General features: G+C 42.2%; 20 protein-coding genes. 9 read left to right on the top strand and 11 right to left on the bottom strand.

Going from position 1 to position 23896, the window contains the following annotated elements; all coding sequences use genetic code 11:
• Window positions 1–4 precede the first annotated feature (4 nt).
• On the top strand, window positions 5–706 hold the full coding sequence (gene rpiA, locus DW036_RS11480; RefSeq protein WP_118464455.1) for a ribose 5-phosphate isomerase A: 702 nt from the start codon (window positions 5–7) through the stop codon (window positions 704–706).
• Window positions 707–766: 60 nt separating this feature from the next.
• On the opposite strand, the gene purT is transcribed toward rpiA, so the two are convergent.
• A complete protein-coding gene (gene purT, locus DW036_RS11475; RefSeq protein ID WP_118464453.1) occupies window positions 767–1933 on the bottom strand; it encodes a formate-dependent phosphoribosylglycinamide formyltransferase in 1167 nt (388 codons plus the stop codon).
• A 332-nt stretch (window positions 1934–2265) separates the two neighbouring features.
• On the opposite strand from purT, the gene DW036_RS11470 reads away from it, so the two are divergent.
• The 3 genes from DW036_RS11470 (at window position 2266) to DW036_RS11460 (ending at window position 5589) form a co-directional block, all read left to right on the top strand.
• Window positions 2266–2715, top strand: coding sequence for a cold-shock protein (locus DW036_RS11470; RefSeq protein ID WP_118464451.1), 450 nt, complete (start codon window positions 2266–2268; stop codon window positions 2713–2715).
• Window positions 2716–2737: 22 nt separating this feature from the next.
• Entirely contained in the window at window positions 2738–3124 is a 387-nt protein-coding gene (locus tag DW036_RS11465) for an RNA-binding protein (RefSeq protein ID WP_118464449.1), read from the top strand.
• Window positions 3125–3228: 104 nt separating this feature from the next.
• Window positions 3229–5589 (top strand): TonB-dependent receptor, encoded by a 2361-nt coding sequence (locus DW036_RS11460; protein WP_233560399.1) that lies wholly within the window; start codon window positions 3229–3231, stop codon window positions 5587–5589.
• A gap of 89 nt (window positions 5590–5678) precedes the next feature.
• Here the strand turns inward: DW036_RS11460 and DW036_RS11455 are convergent, their stop codons facing one another.
• On the bottom strand, window positions 5679–7196 hold the full coding sequence (locus DW036_RS11455) for a DUF4301 family protein (RefSeq protein ID WP_118464447.1): 1518 nt from the start codon (window positions 7194–7196) through the stop codon (window positions 5679–5681).
• A gap of 104 nt (window positions 7197–7300) precedes the next feature.
• On the opposite strand from DW036_RS11455, the gene DW036_RS11450 reads away from it, so the two are divergent.
• Window positions 7301–9523, top strand: a complete 2223-nt coding sequence (locus DW036_RS11450; protein WP_118222151.1) for a bifunctional (p)ppGpp synthetase/guanosine-3',5'-bis(diphosphate) 3'-pyrophosphohydrolase — start codon at window positions 7301–7303, stop codon at window positions 9521–9523.
• Between the two features lie 85 nt (window positions 9524–9608).
• Window positions 9609–9968 (top strand): diacylglycerol kinase family protein, encoded by a 360-nt coding sequence (locus DW036_RS11445; RefSeq protein ID WP_118464445.1) that lies wholly within the window; start codon window positions 9609–9611, stop codon window positions 9966–9968.
• 7 nt (window positions 9969–9975) lie between these two features.
• Here the strand turns inward: DW036_RS11445 and DW036_RS11440 are convergent, their stop codons facing one another.
• The 3 genes from DW036_RS11440 to DW036_RS11430 form a co-directional block, all read right to left on the bottom strand.
• A complete protein-coding gene (locus DW036_RS11440) occupies window positions 9976–11019 on the bottom strand; it encodes an MFS transporter (RefSeq protein WP_118464443.1) in 1044 nt (347 codons plus the stop codon).
• Complete coding sequence (gene panB / locus DW036_RS11435; protein ID WP_007662906.1) at window positions 11000–11821, bottom strand: 3-methyl-2-oxobutanoate hydroxymethyltransferase; 822 nt, start codon at window positions 11819–11821, stop codon at window positions 11000–11002. The genes DW036_RS11440 and panB overlap by 20 nt, the downstream gene beginning before the upstream one ends.
• Window positions 11822–11950: 129 nt before the next feature.
• Window positions 11951–12598 carry an HAD family phosphatase gene (locus DW036_RS11430; protein WP_118464441.1) on the bottom strand — a complete coding sequence of 216 codons (648 nt, stop codon included), beginning with the start codon at window positions 12596–12598 and terminating at the stop codon, window positions 11951–11953.
• A 173-nt stretch (window positions 12599–12771) separates the two neighbouring features.
• On the opposite strand from DW036_RS11430, the gene DW036_RS11425 reads away from it, so the two are divergent.
• On the top strand, window positions 12772–14121 hold the full coding sequence (locus tag DW036_RS11425) for an MATE family efflux transporter (RefSeq protein WP_118464439.1): 1350 nt from the start codon (window positions 12772–12774) through the stop codon (window positions 14119–14121).
• A 32-nt stretch (window positions 14122–14153) separates the two neighbouring features.
• Here the strand turns inward: DW036_RS11425 and DW036_RS11420 are convergent, their stop codons facing one another.
• From DW036_RS11420 to DW036_RS11410, 3 genes are read right to left on the bottom strand one after another with little or no spacing between them, the layout of a single operon-like run.
• Window positions 14154–16454 (bottom strand): FtsX-like permease family protein, encoded by a 2301-nt coding sequence (locus tag DW036_RS11420; protein WP_158585960.1) that lies wholly within the window; start codon window positions 16452–16454, stop codon window positions 14154–14156.
• 28 nt (window positions 16455–16482) lie between these two features.
• A complete protein-coding gene (locus DW036_RS11415; RefSeq protein WP_118464437.1) occupies window positions 16483–18792 on the bottom strand; it encodes an ABC transporter permease in 2310 nt (769 codons plus the stop codon).
• A 25-nt stretch (window positions 18793–18817) separates the two neighbouring features.
• Window positions 18818–19501: an ABC transporter ATP-binding protein gene (locus DW036_RS11410; protein WP_118464435.1), complete on the bottom strand. Its 684-nt coding sequence runs from the start codon at window positions 19499–19501 to the stop codon at window positions 18818–18820.
• Between the two features lie 333 nt (window positions 19502–19834).
• On the opposite strand from DW036_RS11410, the gene DW036_RS11405 reads away from it, so the two are divergent.
• Together DW036_RS11405 and DW036_RS11400 are read left to right on the top strand one after the other, a co-directional pair.
• Window positions 19835–20641 carry a metallophosphoesterase gene (locus DW036_RS11405; RefSeq protein ID WP_118464433.1) on the top strand — a complete coding sequence of 269 codons (807 nt, stop codon included), beginning with the start codon at window positions 19835–19837 and terminating at the stop codon, window positions 20639–20641.
• Window positions 20616–21386 carry a hypothetical protein gene (locus DW036_RS11400; RefSeq protein WP_118464431.1) on the top strand — a complete coding sequence of 257 codons (771 nt, stop codon included), beginning with the start codon at window positions 20616–20618 and terminating at the stop codon, window positions 21384–21386. Before DW036_RS11405 ends, DW036_RS11400 begins: the two co-directional genes overlap by 26 nt.
• 81 nt (window positions 21387–21467) lie before the next feature.
• Here DW036_RS11400 and proS read toward each other — a convergent pair whose 3' ends face one another.
• The 3 genes from proS to vap15 form a co-directional block, all read right to left on the bottom strand.
• A complete protein-coding gene (proS, locus tag DW036_RS11395; RefSeq protein ID WP_118464429.1) occupies window positions 21468–22961 on the bottom strand; it encodes a proline--tRNA ligase in 1494 nt (497 codons plus the stop codon).
• A gap of 168 nt (window positions 22962–23129) precedes the next feature.
• Window positions 23130–23597: a putative toxin-antitoxin system toxin component, PIN family gene (locus tag DW036_RS11390; protein ID WP_118464427.1), complete on the bottom strand. Its 468-nt coding sequence runs from the start codon at window positions 23595–23597 to the stop codon at window positions 23130–23132.
• Window positions 23581–23829, bottom strand: coding sequence for a type II toxin-antitoxin system VapB15 family antitoxin (vap15, locus tag DW036_RS11385; RefSeq protein ID WP_229114519.1), 249 nt, complete (start codon window positions 23827–23829; stop codon window positions 23581–23583). Before vap15 ends, DW036_RS11390 begins: the two co-directional genes overlap by 17 nt.
• Window positions 23830–23896: the final 67 nt, after the last annotated feature.

Here is a 23896-nt window from a genome sequence, read left to right as displayed (position 1 = left end):
GACAATGAAATGGGATAATCAACTGATAAATCATTTACAATGGTCGAATGCGATCATTAATCGTAAGGGCAAAGAAATTGTAGCACAGGAAATTGCAGCAATGGCGAAAGATGGTGATGTGATCGGAGCCGGCTCCGGTTCTACCGTTTATCTGACGCTATTCGCATTAGCGGAACGTATTCGCAAAGAATCTCTACATATAGAAGTTATACCAGCCTCTGCTGAAATTTTCATGACCTGTATACAATTGGGTATACCACAAACTACTCTTTGGAACAAGCGTCCAGACTGGTCTTTTGATGGTGCTGATGAAGTAGACCCGGAGAAAAGTCTGATTAAGGGACGCGGTGGAGCCATGTTTAAAGAAAAACTTCTGATAAAAAGCAGTAGTAAAAGTTTCATTATCATTGATGAGACAAAACTGGTAGATCATTTAGGAAGCCGTTTTCCAATACCTGTAGAAGTATTTCCAAGTGCATTAACTTTTGTAGAAAACGAGATGCAACGGTTAGGAGCCTCTGACGTGAAGTTACGTCTTGCTGGTGGAAAAGACGGGCCTGTACTTACTGAAAACGGTAACTTCATTTTTGATACCCGCTTCAACTATGTTGACCCTTCTTTGGAACAAAACCTAAAAGCAATTACCGGAGTAATTGAGAGCGGGCTTTTTATCGGATATGATGTTGAAATAATAGTTGCGAAATAAAAAAGCAGTTGCCGCTCAATCTGTGACAACTGCTTTTCTTTTATCTATGATAAGTAAGCTTTAATACACCTCAACCTTTTCTGCTATTCGCTTAGCTTTATTTCTCAATGTATCCATATCTGAGTTTAACGGTGCATAGCATAACACCACTCCCATACGCCGGTTGACGCGCGTTGTTGGCTTACCGAAAATACGGAGATAAGTATCTTCTTCTTTCGTCACCTCTTCAATACCGCGATAATCAGGACGTTCCTGGCTGGCAATAGCTGAAAGAATCACAGCACTGGCACCAATACGCTCCTGCTTGATGTTTGGAATAGGCAAACCTAGTACAGCACGCAAATGAAGTTCAAATTCATTCAGATTTTGTGTTCCTGCCAATGTCACCATACCCGTATCATGCGGACGTGGAGAAAGTTCCGAGAAGTAAACTCCATTTTCATGGCTCAAGAAGAATTCGACTCCCCATAGGCCGGCACCGGTCAGAGCCCGTGTCACTTTCTCAGCCATTTCCTGCGCTTCTTTCAAATGAGCAGGATCAATGTGCGCCGGCTGAAAACTTTCACGATAATCTCCCCCTTTCTGCACATGCCCGATGGGCGGACAGAATAATGTAGGACCATTCTTCTGCGTCACCGTAAGCAAAGTTATCTCACTGTCAAACTTGATAAATTCTTCAATAATCAACTCTTTTATATCACCACGGCTACCATTGCAGCCATATTCCCAAGCATGCTCCAATTCATCCGCACTCTTCACAAGAGACTGTCCCTTGCCCGAAGAAGACATCAACGGCTTCACTACGCAAGGAAAACCGATCTTTTCAGAAGCAGCTTTCAACTCATCCAGAGTTTTTGCATAAAAATATCTAGCAGTTTTCAGTCCCAACTCTTGTGCAGCCAGATCACGGATAGCCTTACGGTTCATGGTAAAGTTTACAGCACGGGCACTGGGAACCACCTGAATACCTTCCTTCTCAAAATCATAAAGACGTTCTGTACGTATGGCTTCAATTTCCGGTACAATAATATCCGGCTGATGCTTGCGTACTACACGTTCCAATGCATCGCCATCAAGCATACTGAATACCTCACATTCGTCAGCCACTTGCATGGCAGGTGCTCCGGCATACGAGTCACAGGCAATGATATATTGACCTTTGCGTTGGGCAGAAATAACGAACTCTTTACCCAGTTCACCGGAACCTAACAATAAAATCTTCTTCATTTTTGCTATGTGTTTATATTAAGAAGCACAAATGTACATAAAAAAATAAGTAGCTACTGCTTTAAATAATTGAAAAAACGAATGGATAGCTCATTTTTATCTGTATCTTTGTACCATAAACAATAGGGTTTATTCTGAAATCTTCTTTGTGCATGTTTGCTTTTGCGGTATTCCGCAAATTATTCCATCCCCAAAATGACCTCATAATCAGCTCCTTTGTTCATTACAAGATTTAATTGTTGTATGAATCCCATACGGATTAGGTGCAGCTATTAGTCCAGAAAAAACTAAATGCAGTATATTTAAACTGCATAATATATAATAATTAAAGAATGGCAGTAAAAAGAGTAACATCAAGTAAAAGAGACAGAGAAAAAGCGAAACAGAGTAAGCGAGAAGAAAAACAAAAGAGAAAAGAAGAACGCTTGAGCAGTGGTAGCCGTAGCTTCGAAGAGATGCTGGCTTATGTGGACGAAAACGGTATTCTTCATTCCACACCAGAAGGTGTAAAGCCTAAAGAAGAAATAGATGCTTCTGAAATAGAAATATCAATTCCTAAAAAGGGCGAAGCAGAAGAAGTTCTGCCATTAAGTGGACGCATTGAACATTTTAATGTGTCCAGAGGTTATGGTTTTATAAAAGATTCAGGAAGTGGTGAGAAATATTTTTTCCACATTACTTCTGCTCCCGAAGGGATAACCGAAGGAGATAACGTAACATTTGAAATTGAACGTGGTACGCGAGGTATGAACGCCGTGCGGATCTCAATCATTAATAAATAACAATTTTAACTTACAAAAAGAAATGAACATTTATGTTGCAAACTTAAGCTGGAACACAAACAGTGACAGCTTACAGGAATTATTTTCACAGTATGGCGAAGTAACTTCAGCCTACATTATTAACGACAGAGAGACGGGACGTTCACGCGGTTTCGGCTTCGTAGAAATGCCGAATGATGAAGAAGGTCAGAAGGCTATTGACGCTCTTAACGAAACAGAATTCGAAGGCAAGAACATCGCTATTAGCGTAGCTCGCCCCAGAACAGAAAGACCTGCAGGCGGCAACCGTGGTGGTGGCTATGGCGGCGGTAACCGTGGTGGCGGTTACGGCGGCGGCAACCGTGGCGGTGGTTACGGCGGCGGCAATCGTGGCGGTGGCTATGGCGGCGACCGCGGTGGAAGATATTAATCTTACAACTAAACAAAACGAGAACTGTTCGGGATGATTTCCGAACAGTTTTTTTATACCCTTGTTCCGTCTATTATATATCAATAATATCTATATTTGCATATATGGTAACAAGCAAACATATTCTACTGACACTTTCACTGCTACTGTGCAATGTTTGTATCTACGCTGCTGCGGTCAACTACTCCGTGCGCGGAAAAGTCATTGATAAACAATCTCGGCAACCGGTGGCATATGCCAACGTAGTGGTTACAGGTATCCCTGGAAAAGGAGCATCCACAGATTCACTGGGTATGTTCCATATAGAACAAGTTCCACCTGGAATTTACCGTTTCGAAGCAACGCTGATAGGATATAGAAGTGCTGTAACTTCCGAATATCTGGTTTCTGCTTCTACACCTTTCATCGAAATAGAGATGGAAGAAGATGAAAATATGCTGGCTGCAATTGTGGTAACCCCCTCTCCTTTTAGGAAAACGGTGGAGAGTCCGGTAAGTATGCGTATTATTGGGCTACAAGAGATAGAAAAAAGTCCGGGAGGAAACCGCGATATCTCACGCATCGTGCGAGCCTATCCGGGTGTCTCTTTCTCTCCCATCGGTTATAGAAACGACTTGATTGTACGGGGTGGATCACCTTCCGAGAATCGCTTCTATATGGATGGAATAGAAATCCCGAATATCAACCACTTTGCTACACAGGGAGCATCAGGTGGCCCTGTCAGTATCGTCAATGCAGATTTGATACGGGAAATCAGTTTCTATACAGGAGCATTTCCTGCGGACCGTTCCGGAGCAATGAGTTCTGTATTAGATTTCCGTTTAAGAGACGGTAGTCCAGATAGACAGACTTATAAAGCTACCTTGGGAGCTTCCGAAGTATCCTTCAGTGGTAACGGACACCTGAGCGATAAAACGACGTACCTGTTCTCTATCCGACAATCGTATCTTCAATTATTGTTCAAGGCATTGGGCCTACCTTTCCTGCCCAATTTCATTGACGGGCAATTCAAACTAAAGACAAAATTATCAGCCCATGATGAACTAACTATACTGGGTTTGGTAGGAATTGATAAAATGAAACTGAATACGGACGAGAAAGGAGAAGATGCGGAATATATATTAAGTTATCTTCCTACCATTCATCAGGAAACATTCACCGTAGGAGCATCTTATCGCCATTATGCTAGAAAACACGTACAGACACTCACGCTAAGTCATAATTATCTGAATAACCGTAATGTAAAATATCTGAATAACGATGATTCTTCCGAAGATAATCTAACCCTCCGTCTGCGATCTGTAGAGCAAAAGACCACCCTTCGTTTCGAAAATCGAACAAGACTGGGACAATGGACTTTGAAAGAAGGTACCGAAGTGAATTATTCTAATTATACCAACCGTACAAAACAACGGATACTCAGTTCCAGTTCTATTTACCACACGAATTTGAACATATTCAGTTGGGGTGGCTTCTTCTCCACAGACTATATCAGCACCAATAAACGATTCTCTGCTTCAGCAGGTATACGGACAGATGGCAATAATTACAATCAGGAAATGAAAGAGTTATGGAAGCAACTTTCTCCCCGTTTTTCATTATCCTATGATCTCACCAAGCAATGGGCATTAAGTGGAAGTGCAGGTTTGTATTATCAACTCCCCCCATATACAGCTTTGGGATTTAAAGACAATAACGGTATTTATATAAATAAGAACCTTAAATACATGCAGGTTATGGAAACCAGTCTTGGGCTTGACTGGCATTTGGAAGACAGGTTGATGATCTCGGCGGAAGGATTCTTCAAACGATATGGACGCATGCCCCTTTCCGTACGGGATAATATCCCATTGGCATGTAAAGGAGATGATTATGGTACTGTAGGTAATGAAGTACTAATTCCTACAGAGCACGGACGAGCTTATGGCATAGAAACCATGTTGCGTTGGCAAGTACCGGGACAATTTAATTTTGTATCTTCACTCACATTATTTCGTAGTGAATTCCGTGATATCCCCTCTGCGTGGGACAATCGTTTTATCCTCAACGTCAGTGGCACCTACAATCTGCCCCGCCGTTGGAGCATTGGAGGCAAACTCAGTTATATCGGTGGTGCTCCTTATACTCCTTATGATAAAGATAAGTCTTCATTGGTTGAAGCATGGAATGCGCAAGGACGTCCCTATTATGATTATTCAAAGTATAATACGGAACGCCTTCCTAACTTTGCCCAATTCGATGTTCGTATAGATAAGTCTTTCTATTTCCATCGTTGCATGGTAGGATTTTATATTGATATACAGAATATAACAGGAAGCAAACTGAAACAGCAGGATGTGATTATGAGTACAGGAGTTATTGAAAATCCTTCTGCTCCCATTGGAGAACAAAGATATAAAATGAAAAATTTAAAGCAGGAAAGTGGAACAGTTTTACCGTCGATTGGACTTACGGTGGAGTTCTAATAAAGACACTTGCGGCTGCGTTGCCCCTCACTTGTACAAGTGTAAGCTTACACAGTCGCAAGTGTTGACCTACGCAGCCGCAAGTATCATTATTGATGTTGATCTCTCAGCAAATCATTCACCGTCTTCACCGGATTGAATGTACTTAGAGGCACCTCTACAAATACTGTATTCCAGTCACTCATTGCACCGTTCCACAAACCGGGAAGTTCCAGTGCTTTAAGATCCTTACCATTCTTCGATTTGTAAGAAATAAAACCGGTAGCTTTATCTACGAAGTTCACAAGGTCAAACTTATGGCCTTTATAATCACGTACGGCACAAACCAGATCTACAGGATTAAAGTGCGTTCCTTTCTCAAACATTTCTTTCTTCTCCGGATCATCCATATCAATTTGGGAGCTTTCTAGAATTTGCAAAGAAATAGTTCCGTCACTGTTATATGCCAGGAACGGACCACCACCCGGTTCGCCTACATTCTTCACCATACCGCACACACGCATCGGACGATTCAGCTTCTCTTTCAGATAAAGCACAAGTTCGGCATCCTCCAGATTCTTGGTTTCAGGGTTCTTACAGAAGAGTTTCTTTTGCAGGAATTGCAGGATCTCAATCACCTGTTCGTGAGTATATCTGCCACTGTCCAAAAGTTCCAGATAAGCAAATGCCTTTTGTTGCAAAGCAACCAATACTCCGGCAATCAACTTCTTGTAAAGTACAGTATCACCTTTCAGCTTATCGGGCACCACATTATCGATATTCTTAATAAAGATCACATCCGCATCCAAGTCATTCAGATTTTCGATCAATGCACCATGGCCACCCGGACGGAATAGCAACTTACCATTATCACGGAAAGGTTGATTATCCATATCGGCAGCAATCGTATCCGTACTCGGTTTCTGCTCAGAGAAAGTTACATTATAATCGACTCCGTATTTCTTTGCATAAACAGCCGCTTTATCTGCCACCAATGCTTCAAACAAACGACGGTGTTCGGGAGAAACAGTAAAATGCACATTTACTTTACCATTCTTATTGGCTGCATAGAGCGCACCCTCTACAAGATGTTCTTCCAGCGGTGTACGGTTACCATCTTCATATCTGTGGAATTTCAGTAGACCTTTCGGCAATGCACCATAATTCAATCCTGCTGCTTCAAGCAGTGCAGCAACTACGGCTTTACAGTTTCCTTCAGACACCAACGCAGGAATATCTTTTCCAAACATCTTCTCACAGGCAGCATTCAAATCATCATAGAAAGCGAATTTTTCAATCTGTTCAAAGAATGTCTTTTCAAATTTAGTTTCGGGGGCATTATAATCAGCTCCGAGAAATTCGAACAAATTCTTGAACATACGGCTCGCTGCACCTGATGCAGGAACAAATTTCACTACTACCTTATCTGTCCGAGTATAAGCGTCCCATGCATCGAGATAGAGCTTTTGCTCATCTGCTGCAGGAGCCAGAATGCCTTTTTCCAGAGAAGCGGCAGCAGCCAGCTTCAGATATGGAAAACCTTTCTCGAAACAAGCCAATTGTTCGGCTATCTGTTCTTCTGAGATACCTTTTTGCGTAAGCAACTCTTTGTCTTGCGGTGTTATCATATTATCTATTTTTATTAATTGATTGCCAAAAATACAAAAAAACTGCAAGCCCTATCAAGAAAAAGAAGAAAAAAACTACCTTTACACCACAAAAATGGACGATTATGGAAAGAGATGAATTTTTCACTACTGAAGAGAAGAAATTGCTCTTCTCTCTCTACCGAAAATTATTACAGTTGACTGGTGAGACATTACAGAAGGGTGACTGCAGAAAACTGAAAACACATCTTATCAACTCTATAAAGGATAACCGGGTTCAACGCGACACTTTCGGATTGAATCCACTGGTTAAGGATATGCAGACCGCCGTTATCGTTGCCGAAGAAATAGGAATGAAGCGGGCGTCAATTCTGGGTATTATGTTGCACGAAAGTGTGAGAAACGGAGCTTGTACTCCCGAAGAAGTGCAGGCTGCTTTCGGTGAAGACGTGGCCGGTATTATCCGTGGACTGATACGCGTAAATGAACTTTATTCCAAAAGTCCGACTATCGAATCGGAAAACTTTCGCAATCTGTTGCTCTCCTTTGCGGAAGATATGCGCGTAATTCTGATAATGATTGCTGACCGTGTGAACATTATGCGGCAGATTAAAGATAGCAAGAACGACGAAGCCCGTCGGCAAGTGGCCAACGAGGCTGCATATCTCTATGCTCCCCTCGCTCATAAATTGGGCTTATATAAGCTGAAATCGGAACTGGAAGACCTCTCTCTGAAATATACGGAAAAAGAGGTCTATTACCATATTAAGGATAAACTGAACGAAACAAAAGCATCCCGCGATAAGTATATTGCAGCTTTTATCACCCCTATGCAGAAAAAACTGGAAGATGCCGGACTACATTTCCACATCAAAGGACGTACAAAGTCCATCCACTCCATCTATCAAAAAATGAAGAAGCAGAAATGCCCTTTCGAAGGAGTGTATGACCTTTTTGCCATCCGTATCATTCTAGACTCACCTGTAGACAAGGAAAAGCAGGAATGCTGGCAAGCATATTCCATTGTAACAGATATGTATCAACCCAATCCCAAACGTCTGCGCGACTGGTTATCCGTGCCCAAAAGTAATGGTTACGAATCATTGCACATCACTGTGATGGGCCCTGAAGGCAAATGGGTAGAAGTACAGATACGTACTGAACGCATGGACGATATTGCCGAACGAGGCTTGGCCGCCCACTGGCGCTATAAAGGTGTGAAGGGAGAAACGGGATTGGATGAATGGTTGACTACGGTACGTGAGGCTTTGGAAAATTCAGATAGTAATGGATTGGAAGCTATGGACCAGTTCAAACTGGATTTGTATGAGGACGAAGTCTTCGTGTTCACCCCGAAAGGTGATCTGTTTAAGTTAGGTAAAGGCGCCACAGTGCTGGATTTTGCTTTTCATATCCATAGTAAATTGGGATGCAAGTGTATCGGTGCAAAAGTTAATGGCAAGAATGCACAACTTCGTCAGGTACTGAACAGCGGTGACCAGGTGGAGATTATGACTTCGAATACCCAGACACCGAAGCAGGACTGGCTGAACATCGTGACTACCTCCAAAGCACGTACCAAGATACGCCAAGCTTTGAAAGAGATGGTTGCCCGGCAGCATGCCTTTGCCAAAGAAACTATTGAAAGGAAATTCAAAAACCGGAAAATAGAGTATGATGAAGCTGTCATGATGCGCCTCATTAAACGCCTCGGTTTCAAGACTGTGACTGATTTCTATCAAAACATTGCCGATGAAACGTTGGATGTTAACGAAATCATCGACAAATACTTAGAACAACAGAGACGGGAAAATGATACGCATGACGACATCATATACCGTAGTGCTGAGGGATATAATCTGCAACAGACGCAGAACGACGAAATCACCCGTTCAAAAGAAGATGTACTGGTAATCGATCAAGATCTGAAAGGGTTAGACTTCAAGTTAGCACGCTGCTGTAACCCGATTTATGGAGATGATGTATTTGGCTTTGTGAGTGTGACCGGTGGTATTAAGATACATCGCAGCGATTGTCCCAATGCCACTCAACTACGCGAACGATTCGGATACCGGATTGTAAAAGCACGTTGGGCAGGTAAGTCACAAGGTACACAATATCCTATAACGCTTCGTGTAGTAGGCCATGATGATATTGGTATTGTAACTAACATCACCTCGATCATATCTAAAGAAAATGATATTTCTCTACGCTCCATCGGCATAGACTCTCATGACGGACTATTCTCCGGCACTATGACAATTATGGTAGGTGATACGGGACGTCTGGAAACACTTATAAAGAAACTGAGAACAGTAAAAGGAGTGAAACAAGTTTCAAGAAACTGAGTAAGCTACGAGCTACAAGTGACTAGTACTTTTTCAGTATGACTTCACAACCCTACTTGTAGCTTGTAACTTGTAACTATTTAGCATGAAATACGATTTTAAGAAACAAATCCGAAGCTTTGGATACGCTTGGAAAGGCATCCGGCAATGTATTGGGAAAGAACAGAATCTTAGTTTCCACCTGATTACTACAACAATCGTGATAGGTGCAGGTTTTCTTTTCGACATTACACGTACGGAATGGATAATCATTATCCTTTGTATTGGTGTGGTCGTAGCTGCGGAGCTCTTCAATACGGCAATTGAAAGATTGGTGGATCTGGTATCACCGGAGCGTCATCCCATTGCAGGACAAGTAAAAGATATTGCCGCCGGTGCAGTGCTGGTATGTGCTGTTGCGGCGGCAATTATTGGAGGGATTATTTTTATCCCATATTTGTTTTGACACGGGTTTATCTCACTCGTCTTCTCTTATAATAGGGACGTGTCAGCAGGAAATAAAACAGTAGTGCTACAATGATTCCCACACCTATAATTTTATAGATCAATTGAAAATCTACATAAAAGTGTGGTTTTTCAATGCTTGAACCATCTTCAAACATAGAATACAGTTCTATGTTGTTTGACAGGAAGCAGCAAACTGCAATACCTATTAAAATTCCCGTTTCCATAGCCAAATGGCAAGTTGTATTTGCTGTTCCACGCTGGCAATGCTGCGAAAGCTTAACGAATATCTTCGTAAGAGGTACTGTAAGTATCACCAAAACAACCAGGAAGAAGGTCGCACTGTAATCCCCATCCTTTATTATAGGTATTACTACTCCCGGTACAAAAGCTATCAGTACTACATTGAGGGCAGGCAACCAGGCCCGTGACAGCAAAAAACGGTCGATATTGCAACGCCCCACACCTATAGGTGCACGGAAAGCAACATACACCCGCAATGCAAACAGTATACTAAATATACCACACAATGCAGAGAGATACACTACCATGCTGAAACCTTTGAGATGGAACATCCATATTCCGACTCCCACTCCTACCAACATACCCAGACGAGCCGCCAAAGCATATGTCATATTCCCTGCGCTACGGCGCGGAGAATTTGTAATATCAATAGCAACTGTAATTCCCGCTGTGGCCGCTAATCCGAAAGCTCCTCCCTGCACAGCGGCAAGTAACAGCAATTTCGTAAAAGTATCAGCAAATAGATAACCCATCGTCGCTGCCAACATTACAAATGTGGAGTAGACAAGCACGTGCTTTCGCTTATATGCATCTCCCAGATATGCGTGAAATGGTCCTACAAGGAACATACCTACCGCAAACACTAAAAACATACTACCCACCTGTACAGTAGAAATGCCTAAGCGTGACACCATCACCGCAGGTAGTACCGGGAATAGTATATATAAGGATGCAAAAAGCAGGAAATTAGCCATGCATATCCGCATAAATCCCAGCGACCAAAGATTATCAATATTGCTCTTTCTCATTCGGGAAGTCTAAGTTCTTCACATCAGATATATAACGGCTTATAGCGTCAGTCATGATCGTATGCAAATCGGCATAACGACGTAAGAAACGAGGACGGAAACCATTATTCATACCCAGCATATCCTGAATTACCAGCACCTGTCCGTCTACTCCACCGCCAGCACCAATACCGATAATAGGAATAGTAAGTTCACTTGCCACACGTTCTGCCAATTCCGCCGGGATTTTCTCTAACACAATGGCAAAGCATCCTGCCTCTTCCAACAGATGGGCATCACGCACCAGTTTCTCAGCTTCGGTATCATCCTTGGCACGAACTGTGTAAGTACCATACTTATTGATAGATTGCGGCATCAGTCCCAGATGTCCCATAATAGGAATACCTGCACTCAGAATGCGCTTTACAGTACCTATTATTTCTTCGCCACCTTCCAGTTTCAAAGCATCTGCATGACTCTCTTTCATAATGCGGATGGCAGAAGCAAGCCCTTCCATCTCATTGCCCTGGTAAGAGCCGAAAGGCATATCCACTACAACCATAGCACGTTTTACTCCACGAACTACGGACTTAGCATGATAGATCATCTGATCAAGGGTGATCGGAAGTGTCGTCACATTACCAGCCATTACATTACTGGCAGAATCACCCACAAGGATTACATCCATACCTGCACCATCCACAATCTGTGCCATAGTATAATCATAGGATGTCAACATAGAAATCTTTTCGCCTCTTTGCTTCATTTCAACAAGGCGATGAGTGGTCACTTTACGAGTGTCATCTGAAATATATCCAGCCATAGTTTCATTTACAATTTTATCATTTACAATGTACAATTTTGACTGTGTACAGATACACGTTGCAAATCATATATCGTAAATTGTAGTTCGTACTTTTATTTATCGCCGCAAAGGTAATCCTTTTTCCCTTTACTTGTGCAATTCTGTTAATTTATCGTAAGTGAATCCCTGGAAATCATCCAGAACATAGTGACACAACGGAGTAATTTCTTCCCGTGAATTAGTGGTAGCCAAACCAATAACTGTAGCACCGGAAGCCATTCCGGCTTTCAGACCATTAAAGGAATCCTCAAAAACATAAGTTGTTTCCGGAGTAGTGTCAAATACTTCCATACCAAGCAGAAAACAATCGGGTGCAGGTTTAGAGGCAGTGAACATTTCTGCTGTGAGAATACGGTCGAACATACTTTTAATTTCAGGTTTAGCACGGTATACAGCTTCCATTTTCTTATCATTGGAGCTGGTAACTACAGCCATTTTCACACCATTACGGTGAAGATCGGCAATAAATTCCTCCACCCCGGGAACAAAATCGTATGACATATTCTGTTCGAAGCGGTCAAGACCTACAGTGATTTCCTCCCTCTCTTTTGTCATACCGGGAAAGAAGGTATCGTAGATGTACATCAGGGTCTGCCCCTTTACACGACTTTCCAGATCTTCCATACCTAAGTAATCTACTCCCATTTTATGCCAAAAAACGCTGTACTGCGTCTCTGTGTCGACAACGACACCGTCGAAATCGAAGAGAACGGCGATGTTTTTAGTTTCAGCCATATAAACTTTCTTTTACCTTATAATGTTAATACCTTATCTATTACGATACAAAGGTCAGAATAATCCTTGAACCGAGCAAATAAATGAGTAACTTTGCAGCGAATACAGAGACGCGGACGACACAGACCGGAGCAGACGAACGCGGACTCATCACTTTCTTTAGATAAATAGTTATGGATAATAACCCTCACATATTAGGTACCGAGAGCATCGGAAAACTGCTGTTACAGTATTCCATACCCGCTATTATCGGCATGACAATAACTTCTCTGTACAACATTATCGACAGCATTTTCATAGGTCATGGTGTAGGTGCAATGGGTATTGCCGGATTAGCTATTACATTCCCTTTGATGAACCTTGTGGTAGCATTCTGTACGCTGGTATCGGCAGGCGGTTCTACCATTTCATCCATCCGTCTGGGGCAGAAAGATTTAGACGGAGCAACTGAGGTATTGGGAAACACACTGATGTTTTGTCTGATTAATGCAGTAGTATTCGGCGGACTTGCTTTTCTGTTTCTGGATGATATATTGAGATTCTTCGGTGCCAGTTCCGAAACATTACCTTATGCACGTGACTTCATGCAAATTATCCTGGCAGGAACCCCAATTACTTATACAATGATCGGGCTAAACAATATTATGCGTGCCACAGGATATCCTAAAAAGGCGATGTTGACTTCCATGGTAACAGTGGTCTGCAACATCATCCTTGCTCCTATCTTCATTTTCCATTTTGACTGGGGAATTCGCGGAGCAGCTACGGCAACCGTTATTTCACAGTTCATCGGTATGGTATGGGTTGTGAAGCATTTTCTTAATAAGGATAGTTTCGTCCGTTTCCGCCCGGACTTCTGGAAATTGAAAAAGCGCATCATCAGTAGTATCTTTTCAATCGGTATGTCTCCTTTCCTGATGAATGTTTGTGCCTGTGCCATTGTGATTATCATTAATAATTCGTTGCAACGTCACGGGGGTGATATGGCTATCGGAGCTTATGGTATCATCAATCGCCTGCTCACTCTCTATATAATGATTGTGTTAGGATTGACTATGGGTATGCAGCCCATCGTAGGATATAACTTCGGTGCACAAAAGCACGACCGTGTGAAACAAACACTGAAACTGAGTATTCTGACCGGTGTGTGTATCACAAGCAGCGGTTTCCTTATTTGCGAACTTTTCCCTCATGCAGTATCCGCTATCTTCACAAATGATCAGGAACTGATTGACATTGCTTCCCGCGGTGTCCGCATTTGTGTGCTGATGTTCCCATTGGTGGGTGCACAGATTGTGATCGGTAATTTCTTCCAGAGTATTGGAAAAGCTAAAATCAGTATATTCCTTTCGCTCACCCGGCAACTTTTATATCTGCTTCCCGGCTTGATCTTCTTTCCCCGTTTTTTAGGACTGGACGGGATCTGGACCAGTATGCCTGTTGCCGATTTCTTTGCTTTCCAGACAGCACTTGTGGTGCTATGGATATATATCCGAAAGAAAAATAAAGAGAGTATCGCGTAAGCAATTCGCACCATTAAGTCTTAAAAACACGTCTACTCGCTCTGAATGCTTTGTACGGGATTCTCATTAGCAATGTACCATGCCTTAATCACAACGCACATGATAATAAACATAAGCAGAGCCACAGCAACACCCATATACCCCATTACAGGCAAGGAAATAGCATCCCTAAACTGACTGATCCAAACTTCACCGGCTTTGAATGCTCCGATTGTACCAATCGTTACAGCCGGAATTGCCAACCACAAGACATCACGCGTCAGTAGACGCAGTACACCGCTCACTTCTGCCCCATTCACCTTACGAATAGCAATTTCCTTAGAGCGCAAACGAATTTCATCATTTACATAACCAATGAGCCCCATAAGAATGATAAACAAGATTGTAACAGATGCCAATAAAGTGACATCACGGAATATGCGAACGGATTCCGAATAACTTCGCATCTCTTTTTCCATTGAACGAAACAGTAACTCATTCTGCGGATACACATGCTGCATCTCTTCATTCAGCCGGATAAGATTATCGTCAAAAGGCTTCTTCAAGCGCACATGTAGAATGCTTTCTATGCCTTCCGTCCAAGCTATCATAACCGGATCGCTATCATCCGGTGCAAGAGGAAAACTGAACGAATCCAAAATGCCTACTACTGTACCCAGATCATTTACGTGTTCACCTATACCGGTACCCTCCCATTTCATCTTTTCTACAAAAGTACGGTTTACAAGCAATTGTCCACTACCCGATAAGTTTTTCCCTGCTTTAAGTCGTAAGCCGATAAAGTCCAGGTAATCCGTATCGAATATAGAAAAGCGAGGAGAAAAAAGCCGGTTTCCTTGATTATCAGTCACCATGTAAGGAGCATAAAAACCCAGTAACGATGCACTGGCAGAAGCCACAGACTCTACATAGGGTAATCCTAAAAGAACACTACGCAAATTATCCGGATTTTCTAATCGTTGGTAAACGTATGCAACGCGTTCAGGACGGAAACCACGATCACGCCCGGTTGCATAATTATATTGTATAAATACCACCAGCATCATGCCCAGTATGAATGCCGCACCTCCAAACTGTATGAATAATAGTACCCGCTTCCAACCACGACGTCCGGAAGTATAGCGATGGAACACTTGCGTCACCGGTATACGCGAAAACAAAATACCAGGTAAACATCCTCCCAACAGAAATAAGAGAGCAACTACAGACAAAGGTGCCCACAAGTTCTGCCAGGCAAAGAGAACACTCAACGGAATAGATGCCAGTTCTTCCATTTTTTCATGGAAAACATACACCAACACTCCTATCAATAATAGTGCCAGTAGAATCACTACCGCTGTCTCCATCAGAAACATGGAGAAAATGCTACGTTCGGATGCTCCACTACACTTGTGTACACCAATAGATTTTGCACGTTGCGTCAGTGAAGCTATCGATATCAATACATAATTTAGTGTTGTTATAAAAAGTAGCACTACTCCAAGCAATGCCATGATCCAAATCATTTTCCGTACCGTCGGCTTGGCAAGGTGCAGACTACGCATAGGTTCCACAGTAACTTTCAATTCCAACCCGCTCTCTTCCGGAATATGACGGGCAATAGCAACTGAAAGATGCTTATTCAATTTATTAGCATCAACAGGATTTCGTAAACGTACGTATCCGTCGTAATTACCGCCACTGTTCCAGCCTAAAGACCAACGGGTATGCCGTTCGATGCTGGGAAAAGAGACAATAGCTTCAGGACGAGTATATAATTCTGTATTCAGTGGCACATCAGCATAGACACCTTTTACGAGCATAGGTACCATAGTACCACCAATTGAGTAATTCAATGTCTTCCCTAATGGTGACTCACTGCCGAAAATAGTGCGTGCCGATGTATGAGACAAGAATATTGCATCCGGATTTGCCAATTCCTGTGGATTTCCCTCCAATACTTCGATACCTAGGGTGGCAAAATAAAGAGTATCTGCCATCACTGTAGGTAACATGAACTTATGTTCTCCCAAGCGATACTCCTTACCAAAAAGAGAACAGCTGGTAGTAGCACTCTGTACCTCATCAGGAAATTCCTCTGCAATGGTAGCAGGAATGGTTTGGATGGTATTATACCCCTCTCCACCACTCAACACTCCCTTATTCATCCAACCGGTCTTGACAATGTAAAGATTCTCCGGTTCATAATAGAAATTATCAAAACTCAACTCGAAAGCAATACGTGCAAAAAGGAAAACAGACATCAGTAGCCCTAATGACAAAGAAATAACTTTAATGATATTTGATCCGCGTCCGCGAAGCAAAGTTTGCAGGGTATAATAAAGGTGTCTCATAATGATAACTTTTATCTATTATAATAATTTATTCGCTTTTAATACTCTTCACCGGATTTTCATTCGCTATCCGCCATGACTTCCAGATGACGCAAGCAACAATAAGTAACAGGATAACCAATGCTATCAGCACATATACCGGCCACGAAAGCGGCACCTGTGCAGCAAACTGGTCCATCCACATCTCGTTGACGTATGCCGAGGCAATAATACCGATAATGACAGCCGGTCCCGCTACATAAAGGACATCTTTTGAAAGTAACTCCAATATCCCCGAAGATTCCGCCCCATTCACTTTACGAATGGCAATTTCTTTGGAACGACGGCGCACTTCATCCGTAGTATAACCTATCAGGCCCATCAGCATGACAAAGAACATGGTTACCGCCGCCAATATCGTAGCATTGCTAAAGACACGAACCGGATTATACCGTTCCAATATTCGTTGTTCCAATCCGGCAAAGTCAATCGTTTTGTCCGGATAAGCTTCGTTTACGTCTTTGTTCAGACGCCGTAAATTCTCAGCAAAAGGTTCTTTGAGACGCACATGGACAGTATTACCGAAAGTACGGGTATATCCGAACATTATGACATCCTGTGGCTGGTAATAGGAACCGATATGAAAATCTTTCAATATACCTACTACTTTAAAATTTTTGCCTTCTGTACGTAACGGGTGGTTCAAAGCCTTGTCTCCCCAACGCATCCTCTCCGCAAAAGCCTCATTCACTACTATTTCATCTGCTGCACGCGGAGCACGACCTTCCTTCATTGTCATACCCATCATTTTAAAGTAATCTTCAAGAGCAAAACTGTAGCGTGTTGAGAAGAGGGACTGTCCACTTTCTCCTTCAATCATTGAGCCACTATAGCTCCAGATAGGGGTACTGACCGCAGAAGAAACTTCTTCTACATAAGGCAGACCACGGAAAAACTGCAATGCCGGTCCACTCTCCTCCTCACTACCAAAATAAGCATTCCCCACCGCTACACGCTGCGGATTATATCCCATATCTTTATCTTTCACATAATTGTACTGCGCCATCACCACATACATCAGTCCACAGATAAAGGCCACACCTGCGAATTGGATAAAAAGTAATGGACGTTTCCACCCCTTCTTACCTTCCGTATAACGACGAAAAACCTGCGACACCGGTATCCGCGCAAATAATCTGCCTGGCAATACTCCCCCCACAACAAAAAGAACCAACACTACAGCGAGCGGTACCCAAATACGATCGGGTGCAAAAAGTACACTCAGTTTAGCTGCGGTAGTATCTTCTATAAACTCCTGAAAATTAAGCAATATCAGTCCCATTAGCACCAGAGCCAGTACAATGATAATACCTGTCTCCAGAAGAAACATTGAGAATACAGTACCTCCGCTTGCACCACTACACTTATGTACTCCCACCGCTTTTGCGCGGTAAGTAAGCGAGGAGATGGATATCAATACATAGTTTAGTGCTGCAATAAAAAGAATTGCAAAAGCCAGGATACTCATAATGCTATCCATTCGTTTCACCTGGTCTTCGTTTCGATATACATCACGGATGGGTTTGACAAAAGCTGTATAGCCATAAGCTTTCTTATCCTCTTCCGGACGATATTTCTGTATCATGTCATCCAGTCGGGCATTGATAATCTCTTTATCAGCTCCCGGACGGAAACGGATATATTCGTAGTAACTGTCTCCCCCACGCCAGGAATAGTTACCCCAACTGCGACTCCAGGCTGTGGGCATAGATACAACTCCCTCGGGACGCATCGTAGTATTTTCCGGTAAAGCAGCATAAGTCCCCTTCACTGTAAATGTTATTTCTTTATTGTAGCTCAGCACTTTTCCAATAGGGTTTTCGCCGCCGAAGATTTTCTGTGCCAAGCGGTCGCTCAGAAAAATAACATCCGGTTGTACCAGTTCATTCTCCGGATTTCCGCTCAGTACCTCAATACCCATAGTTCGGAAAAAGAGTGAGTCTGCCAACAGGATCTCGTCATCGAAACGGACACTACCATTATACAATGGACCACCGAGAAAATAGGCGATACTGGTGGCTGCTTCCACTTCTTTCGGGAAGTTTTCCAATATGGCACCTGCCACGGGACCGCAGTTTTGCTTTTGAGGCTCAAACTGTTCACCATCAGCTGAAAAAATAGAAAATATCTGATATAAATTGTCATAGTCTTTGTAGAAGGTGTCGTAACTTTGCTCAAAAGCCACACGAGAAAACAGCAAAATACTCATCGTCAACCCCAATCCAAGAGAAATGACTTTGATAATATTCGAACCGCGCCCACGTAATAAGGTCCTTATGACATAATAGATTTGTTTCATACTTTAATCTTGTAATAATCGTAACTTACATTTCCTGTGCTGCAACACTTGCCACTATACTGCCATCGAACAAATGAATCGTACGATGGGCGAAAGAAGCATCGTGCTGGGAATGTGTCACCATGATAATGGTAGTTCCTTCCCGGTTCAACTCCGTCAGCAAGTTCATTACTTCTGCACCGTTCTTAGAATCCAGGTTACCGGTCGGCTCATCGGCAAGTATCAGCTTAGGATTAGTAACCACAGCACGGGCAATGGCTACACGTTGCTGCTGACCACCGGAAAGCTGTTGTGGAAAGTGTTTGGCACGATGACTGATATTCATACGTTTCAGTATATCTTCCACCATCCGGCGACGTTCGGAAGCTTTGATGCCAAGATAAGTCAAAGGCAATTCCACATTTTCATATACATTCAGTTCGTCTATCAGATTGAAGCTTTGGAATACAAAACCCAGTTTACCTTTACGAACGCGTGTACGCTCTTTTTCTTTCAGGTTCCCTACTTCCTGTCCCAGAAGTTTATATGATCCTTCCGTCGGATTATCCAGTAATCCCAGAATATTCAACAGGGTTGATTTTCCGCAACCTGACGGTCCCATAATAGCTGCAAACTCCCCCTCTTTCACTTCAAGGTTCACGTGGTTCAATGCTACTGTTTCCACTTCCGATGTACGGAATACTTTACTGATGTCATTAATTTCAATCATGATGTTCTTTAAATTATGAGTTATTAGTTATTTCTTTTAATCTACTCTTTAGCATATAAGATTAATGTACGCAATACTTTAACTATATAAATGCAGAAAGCGTGCCAAAACTTAAAATCCATTTATTATCAAGAAATTAGCTTTCTAATCCCAGCCATCAAGTGTCTAATAATTAGACACCTCCGTCTAAAAAATAGACAATCACCAGATAATCAGTGTAGCATGAAAGGACAGAAAAAAGGAATATAAGACAATCATTAATCAAAAAGAAAACTCTATCTTTGCATCCAGTTTTCAATATAGAGATTACATATACTATTAATATCATTACACATGAAATTATCTAAACTCCTATTCATTCCGCTCATTGGTCTGTTTATGGGCGGTTGCGACATGATAGATTACCATCCTTATGATGTGCGTATCAGTGGTCCGACGGATATAAACAATCGCAATATAGAAAAGATAGAAGCCAATTGTAAAGGCAAGACGACAATCCGTTTTGTTACCATGGGCGATTCACAACGTTGGTATGATGAAACTCTGGATTTTGTCAATCACCTCAATAAACGAGATGACATTGATTTTGTCATCCATGGCGGAGATTTCAGCGATTTTGGTGTCACTGACGAATTCTTGTGGCAACGTGATATCATGAATAAACTGAGAGTTCCTTATGTTGGTCTCATAGGTAACCATGACTGTCTTGGTACAGGTGAAGAAACTTATCGCGCCATTTTCGGTGATTCGAATTTCTCATTTATTGCCGGCCGCATCAAATTCGTTTGTCTGAATACCAATGCTCTCGAGTTCGATTACTCCCGTCCTATTCCTGACTTTGACTTCATCAATGCTCAGCTGGATGACCGCCGTGAGGAATATGACCGTACCATCTTCTCCATGCATATACGTCCATTCTGCTTCGAGTTCAATAATAATGTAGCCCAGGTTTTCCAATATAGCATTAAGAAATTTCCCGGTTTATTATTCTGCACGGCAGCTCACGAACATCATGTATTCGAAGAGGATCTTTTTGATGATGGCGTGATGTACTACATGAGTGATTGCATGAAAAACCGTTGCTACTATATATTCACTGTAACTCCTGACGGATATGAGCGCGAAGTGGTCTATTATTAAAGCATTGATATGCTTCCTTCTTGTCTATTCGTCAACCGGCCATGCACAGGAAGTGAAAACAATAAATACAGAGCCGGCCCAAGTGTTCAGGGATACTATTATTATTGTGAAATATGATACGGTATGGTTGGAAAAAGAGGAAACTAAAATAGATAGCGCCGATATTAGTGAGAAACGTTCCAGCCGTTATGATAAGCGTGTCCATCGTTATCGGAAACACTGGGAAAGTCTGATACCGACTCATACCAAACTGCAATTTGCCGGTAATATGGGATTGCTGTCATTGGGTACCGGATGGGATTATGGTAAACGAAATCAGTGGGAAACGGATATCCTCTTTGGTATCCTGCCTAAATATGATTCCAAACGTACCAAAATCACCATGACCTTGAAACAGAACTATATGCCTTGGAGCATCTCACTTGGACAAGATTTTGCAGTTGAGCCTCTCGCATGCGGTATGTATCTAAATACCGTATTCGGAGGTGAATTCTGGGCACATGAGCCCGACCGTTATCCGAAAGGTTACTATGGCTTCTCATCCAAAATACGTATCCATGTTTTCCTGGGGCAACGGTTGACTTACAACATACCTCCACGCTGGCGCCTGGGGGCAAGAGCTGTCACTTTCTTCTATGAGATAAGTACATGCGATCTGTACGTGGTAAGTGCATTCCTTAACAAATATCTGAAACCGAAAGACTACCTCAGTTTATCATTCGGCCTGAAAACACAATTGTTCTAACTTCTTCCCTATAAGAAAAAAGAGGGCTGCATCCTCCTATACGGAAGTGCAGCCCTCTCCTATTATCTTTATGATATCTTATTAATATGAACGGGCAAACAAAGCACGGCAAACCGACGGTTTACCGGTCACCATACAGATACCCGGTTCTTTATCATCATCCAGGAAAGTTTCAAAAGGAATACAGCGGATAGTAGCCTTTGTATCTTCCTTGATCTTCTCCTCAGTTTCGGTAGTACCATCCCAGTGAGCAAGGATAAAGCCACCTTCTTCAATCTTTTCCTTGAATTCATCGTAACTATCTACTTTCGTGATGTGAGAGTTACGATAGTTGAGAGCCTTCTGGTAAATATTTGCTTGAATTTCTTCCAACAGATCTTTTACGTATTCCTCGATACCATCGCAAGAACGGGTTTCTTTTTCCAGCGTATCGCGGCGCATTACTTCCATTGTATTGTTTTCCAGATCACGACCACCCATCACAAGGCGTACAGGTACACCTTTCAATTCATAGTCTGCAAACTTGAAGCCCGGACGTTTGTTATCAGCATTATCATACTTCACCGAAATACCCATAGATTTCAGTTTAGCAACAATACCGGCTACCTTCTCATCAATCTTCTGCAGCATCTCTGCATTCTTATAGATAGGCACGATAACCACTTGTATCGGAGCCAGATGAGGAGGCAGTACAAGTCCGTTATCATCAGAGTGAGTCATGATCAGTGCTCCCATCAAACGGGTAGATACCCCCCATGAAGTAGCCCAAACATATTCCATTTTATTTTCCTTGTTCACGAACTGCACATCAAATGCCTTGGCAAAATTCTGTCCAAGGAAGTGAGACGTACCACTTTGCAGAGCCTTTCCGTCCTGCATCATGGCTTCGATAGTGTAAGTGTCCAGTGCACCGGCAAAACGTTCATTGGCAGATTTCACACCTTTCACTACAGGAACAGCCATATATTTTTCGGCAAATTCCGCATATACGTTCAGCATACGTACTGCTTCTTCTTCAGCTTCTTCACGAGTGGCGTGTGCTGTATGTCCCTCCTGCCACAGGAATTCTGCAGTACGCAGGAAGAGGCGGGTACGCATTTCCCAACGCATCACGTTCGCCCATTGATTACACAAAATAGGCAGATCGCGATAAGAATTAATCCAGTTCTTATAAGTATTCCAGATGATGGTTTCAGAAGTAGGACGGATAATCAGTTCTTCTTCCAGTTTAGCTTCCGGGTCTACAATTACTCCGCTACCGTCAGGAGCATTTTTCAGACGATGGTGTGTTACTACTGCACACTCCTTTGCAAAACCTTCCACATGTTCCGCTTCACGGCTGAGGAAAGACTTCGGAATCAGCAAAGGGAAATAGGCATTCACGTGTCCTGTTTCCTTAAACATATCGTCCAGCTGACGCTGCATTTTCTCCCAGATAGCGTATCCGTAAGGTTTGATCACCATACAGCCACGCACAGCCGATTGTTCTGCCAGATCGGCCTTCACCACCAACTCATTATACCACTGCGAATAATTCTCGCTGCGTTTAGTCAGGTCTTTTAATTCTACTGCCATTTTATTTCGTTTTTTAAAGTTTTTTCGGATGTGTCTATTAAACAGTCGGCAAAAGTACAAAAAATTGCGTGAATAGTGCGTTTGATAAACGCACTATTTTAAAAAAGCCGCTATCCGGATGATTTCGGGATAGCGGCTTTCAGTTTATGTTGTTACTATACATTTACTCTATTCTCCAATAACAATAGCGTAATAATCTTCTATATCTTCATGAAGGAGAGCAGAACAGCCTAATGAAGAAGTTAATGCGTCAAACTCCATGACAGTAATTATCTGGCAAGAACCGACTTCTTTCACAATCAATAAATCTTTATCCCCAGTTATCAGATAATCAGCTCTTGACACTAATGCAAGTTCTAATAAATAATCATCCTTAGGATCCCGACAACGGGAAGAAATATTACCTATTTCGTAATACAATGTCTCTTGATCCAAAAAATCCCATAGCATATCTAAATGCTCTTTGGAGAAATATTTCACAAATTTAGGACGTGAAGCAACGCTTTCAATCTCATCTAAAAGTTCTTTAGAAACTACAAGTTCTACATTTCCGTTAGATATGAGTTCCAACAAGCAAGACAGCTTCTTGCCTATAAGAAAGCTAATCCAAAGATTTGTATCAATAATTATTCTCATTTCGCAATCGCTTTTCATACGCCTCTTGCCTAACAGCTTCCACTTCTGCATCTATCTCCTTTTGGGAAATTTCATCTGTTTTAAAAGCTTCCAACAACCGTCTCAACTTAATGCCTCTCGTTTCAGCAGTAAGTGCACGGCTCAATTCCAACTTATCATCATCAGAAAGTTGTTGAGTTAACTCTAATATCTGATTATAATTCAGACGTATTTTCAATGATACTGTTGCCATACGATTATACATTGATATTACCCATAAACAAAAGTACGACTATTTGTGCAACAATCAAACAAAGAAG

Source organism: Bacteroides sp. AF39-11AC (assembly GCF_003474285.1).
In the GTDB taxonomy this organism is placed as follows: domain Bacteria; phylum Bacteroidota; class Bacteroidia; order Bacteroidales; family Bacteroidaceae; genus Bacteroides.
The sequence above is the reverse complement of the archived record's forward strand: the minus strand, read 5'-3'. Positions and strand labels throughout refer to the sequence as shown.

Excerpts from the sequence above, each read along its gene's own strand:
- rpiA (WP_118464455.1), top strand. The coding sequence starts at position 5 with ATGAAATGGGATAATCAACTGATAAATCATTTACAATGGTCGAATGCG.
- purT (WP_118464453.1), bottom strand. The coding sequence starts at position 1,933 with ATGAAGAAGATTTTATTGTTAGGTTCCGGTGAACTGGGTAAAGAGTTC.
- DW036_RS11470 (WP_118464451.1), top strand. The coding sequence starts at position 2,266 with ATGGCAGTAAAAAGAGTAACATCAAGTAAAAGAGACAGAGAAAAAGCG.
- DW036_RS11465 (WP_118464449.1), top strand. The coding sequence starts at position 2,738 with ATGAACATTTATGTTGCAAACTTAAGCTGGAACACAAACAGTGACAGC.
- DW036_RS11460 (WP_233560399.1), top strand. The coding sequence starts at position 3,229 with ATGGTAACAAGCAAACATATTCTACTGACACTTTCACTGCTACTGTGC.
- DW036_RS11455 (WP_118464447.1), bottom strand. The coding sequence starts at position 7,196 with ATGATAACACCGCAAGACAAAGAGTTGCTTACGCAAAAAGGTATCTCA.
- DW036_RS11450 (WP_118222151.1), top strand. The coding sequence starts at position 7,301 with ATGGAAAGAGATGAATTTTTCACTACTGAAGAGAAGAAATTGCTCTTC.
- DW036_RS11445 (WP_118464445.1), top strand. The coding sequence starts at position 9,609 with ATGAAATACGATTTTAAGAAACAAATCCGAAGCTTTGGATACGCTTGG.
- DW036_RS11440 (WP_118464443.1), bottom strand. The coding sequence starts at position 11,019 with ATGAGAAAGAGCAATATTGATAATCTTTGGTCGCTGGGATTTATGCGG.
- panB (WP_007662906.1), bottom strand. The coding sequence starts at position 11,821 with ATGGCTGGATATATTTCAGATGACACTCGTAAAGTGACCACTCATCGC.
- DW036_RS11430 (WP_118464441.1), bottom strand. The coding sequence starts at position 12,598 with ATGGCTGAAACTAAAAACATCGCCGTTCTCTTCGATTTCGACGGTGTC.
- DW036_RS11425 (WP_118464439.1), top strand. The coding sequence starts at position 12,772 with ATGGATAATAACCCTCACATATTAGGTACCGAGAGCATCGGAAAACTG.
- DW036_RS11420 (WP_158585960.1), bottom strand. The coding sequence starts at position 16,454 with ATGAGACACCTTTATTATACCCTGCAAACTTTGCTTCGCGGACGCGGA.
- DW036_RS11415 (WP_118464437.1), bottom strand. The coding sequence starts at position 18,792 with ATGAAACAAATCTATTATGTCATAAGGACCTTATTACGTGGGCGCGGT.
- DW036_RS11410 (WP_118464435.1), bottom strand. The coding sequence starts at position 19,501 with ATGATTGAAATTAATGACATCAGTAAAGTATTCCGTACATCGGAAGTG.
- DW036_RS11405 (WP_118464433.1), top strand. The coding sequence starts at position 19,835 with ATGAAATTATCTAAACTCCTATTCATTCCGCTCATTGGTCTGTTTATG.
- DW036_RS11400 (WP_118464431.1), top strand. The coding sequence starts at position 20,616 with ATGAGCGCGAAGTGGTCTATTATTAAAGCATTGATATGCTTCCTTCTT.
- proS (WP_118464429.1), bottom strand. The coding sequence starts at position 22,961 with ATGGCAGTAGAATTAAAAGACCTGACTAAACGCAGCGAGAATTATTCG.
- DW036_RS11390 (WP_118464427.1), bottom strand. The coding sequence starts at position 23,597 with ATGAGAATAATTATTGATACAAATCTTTGGATTAGCTTTCTTATAGGC.
- vap15 (WP_229114519.1), bottom strand. The coding sequence starts at position 23,829 with ATGGCAACAGTATCATTGAAAATACGTCTGAATTATAATCAGATATTA.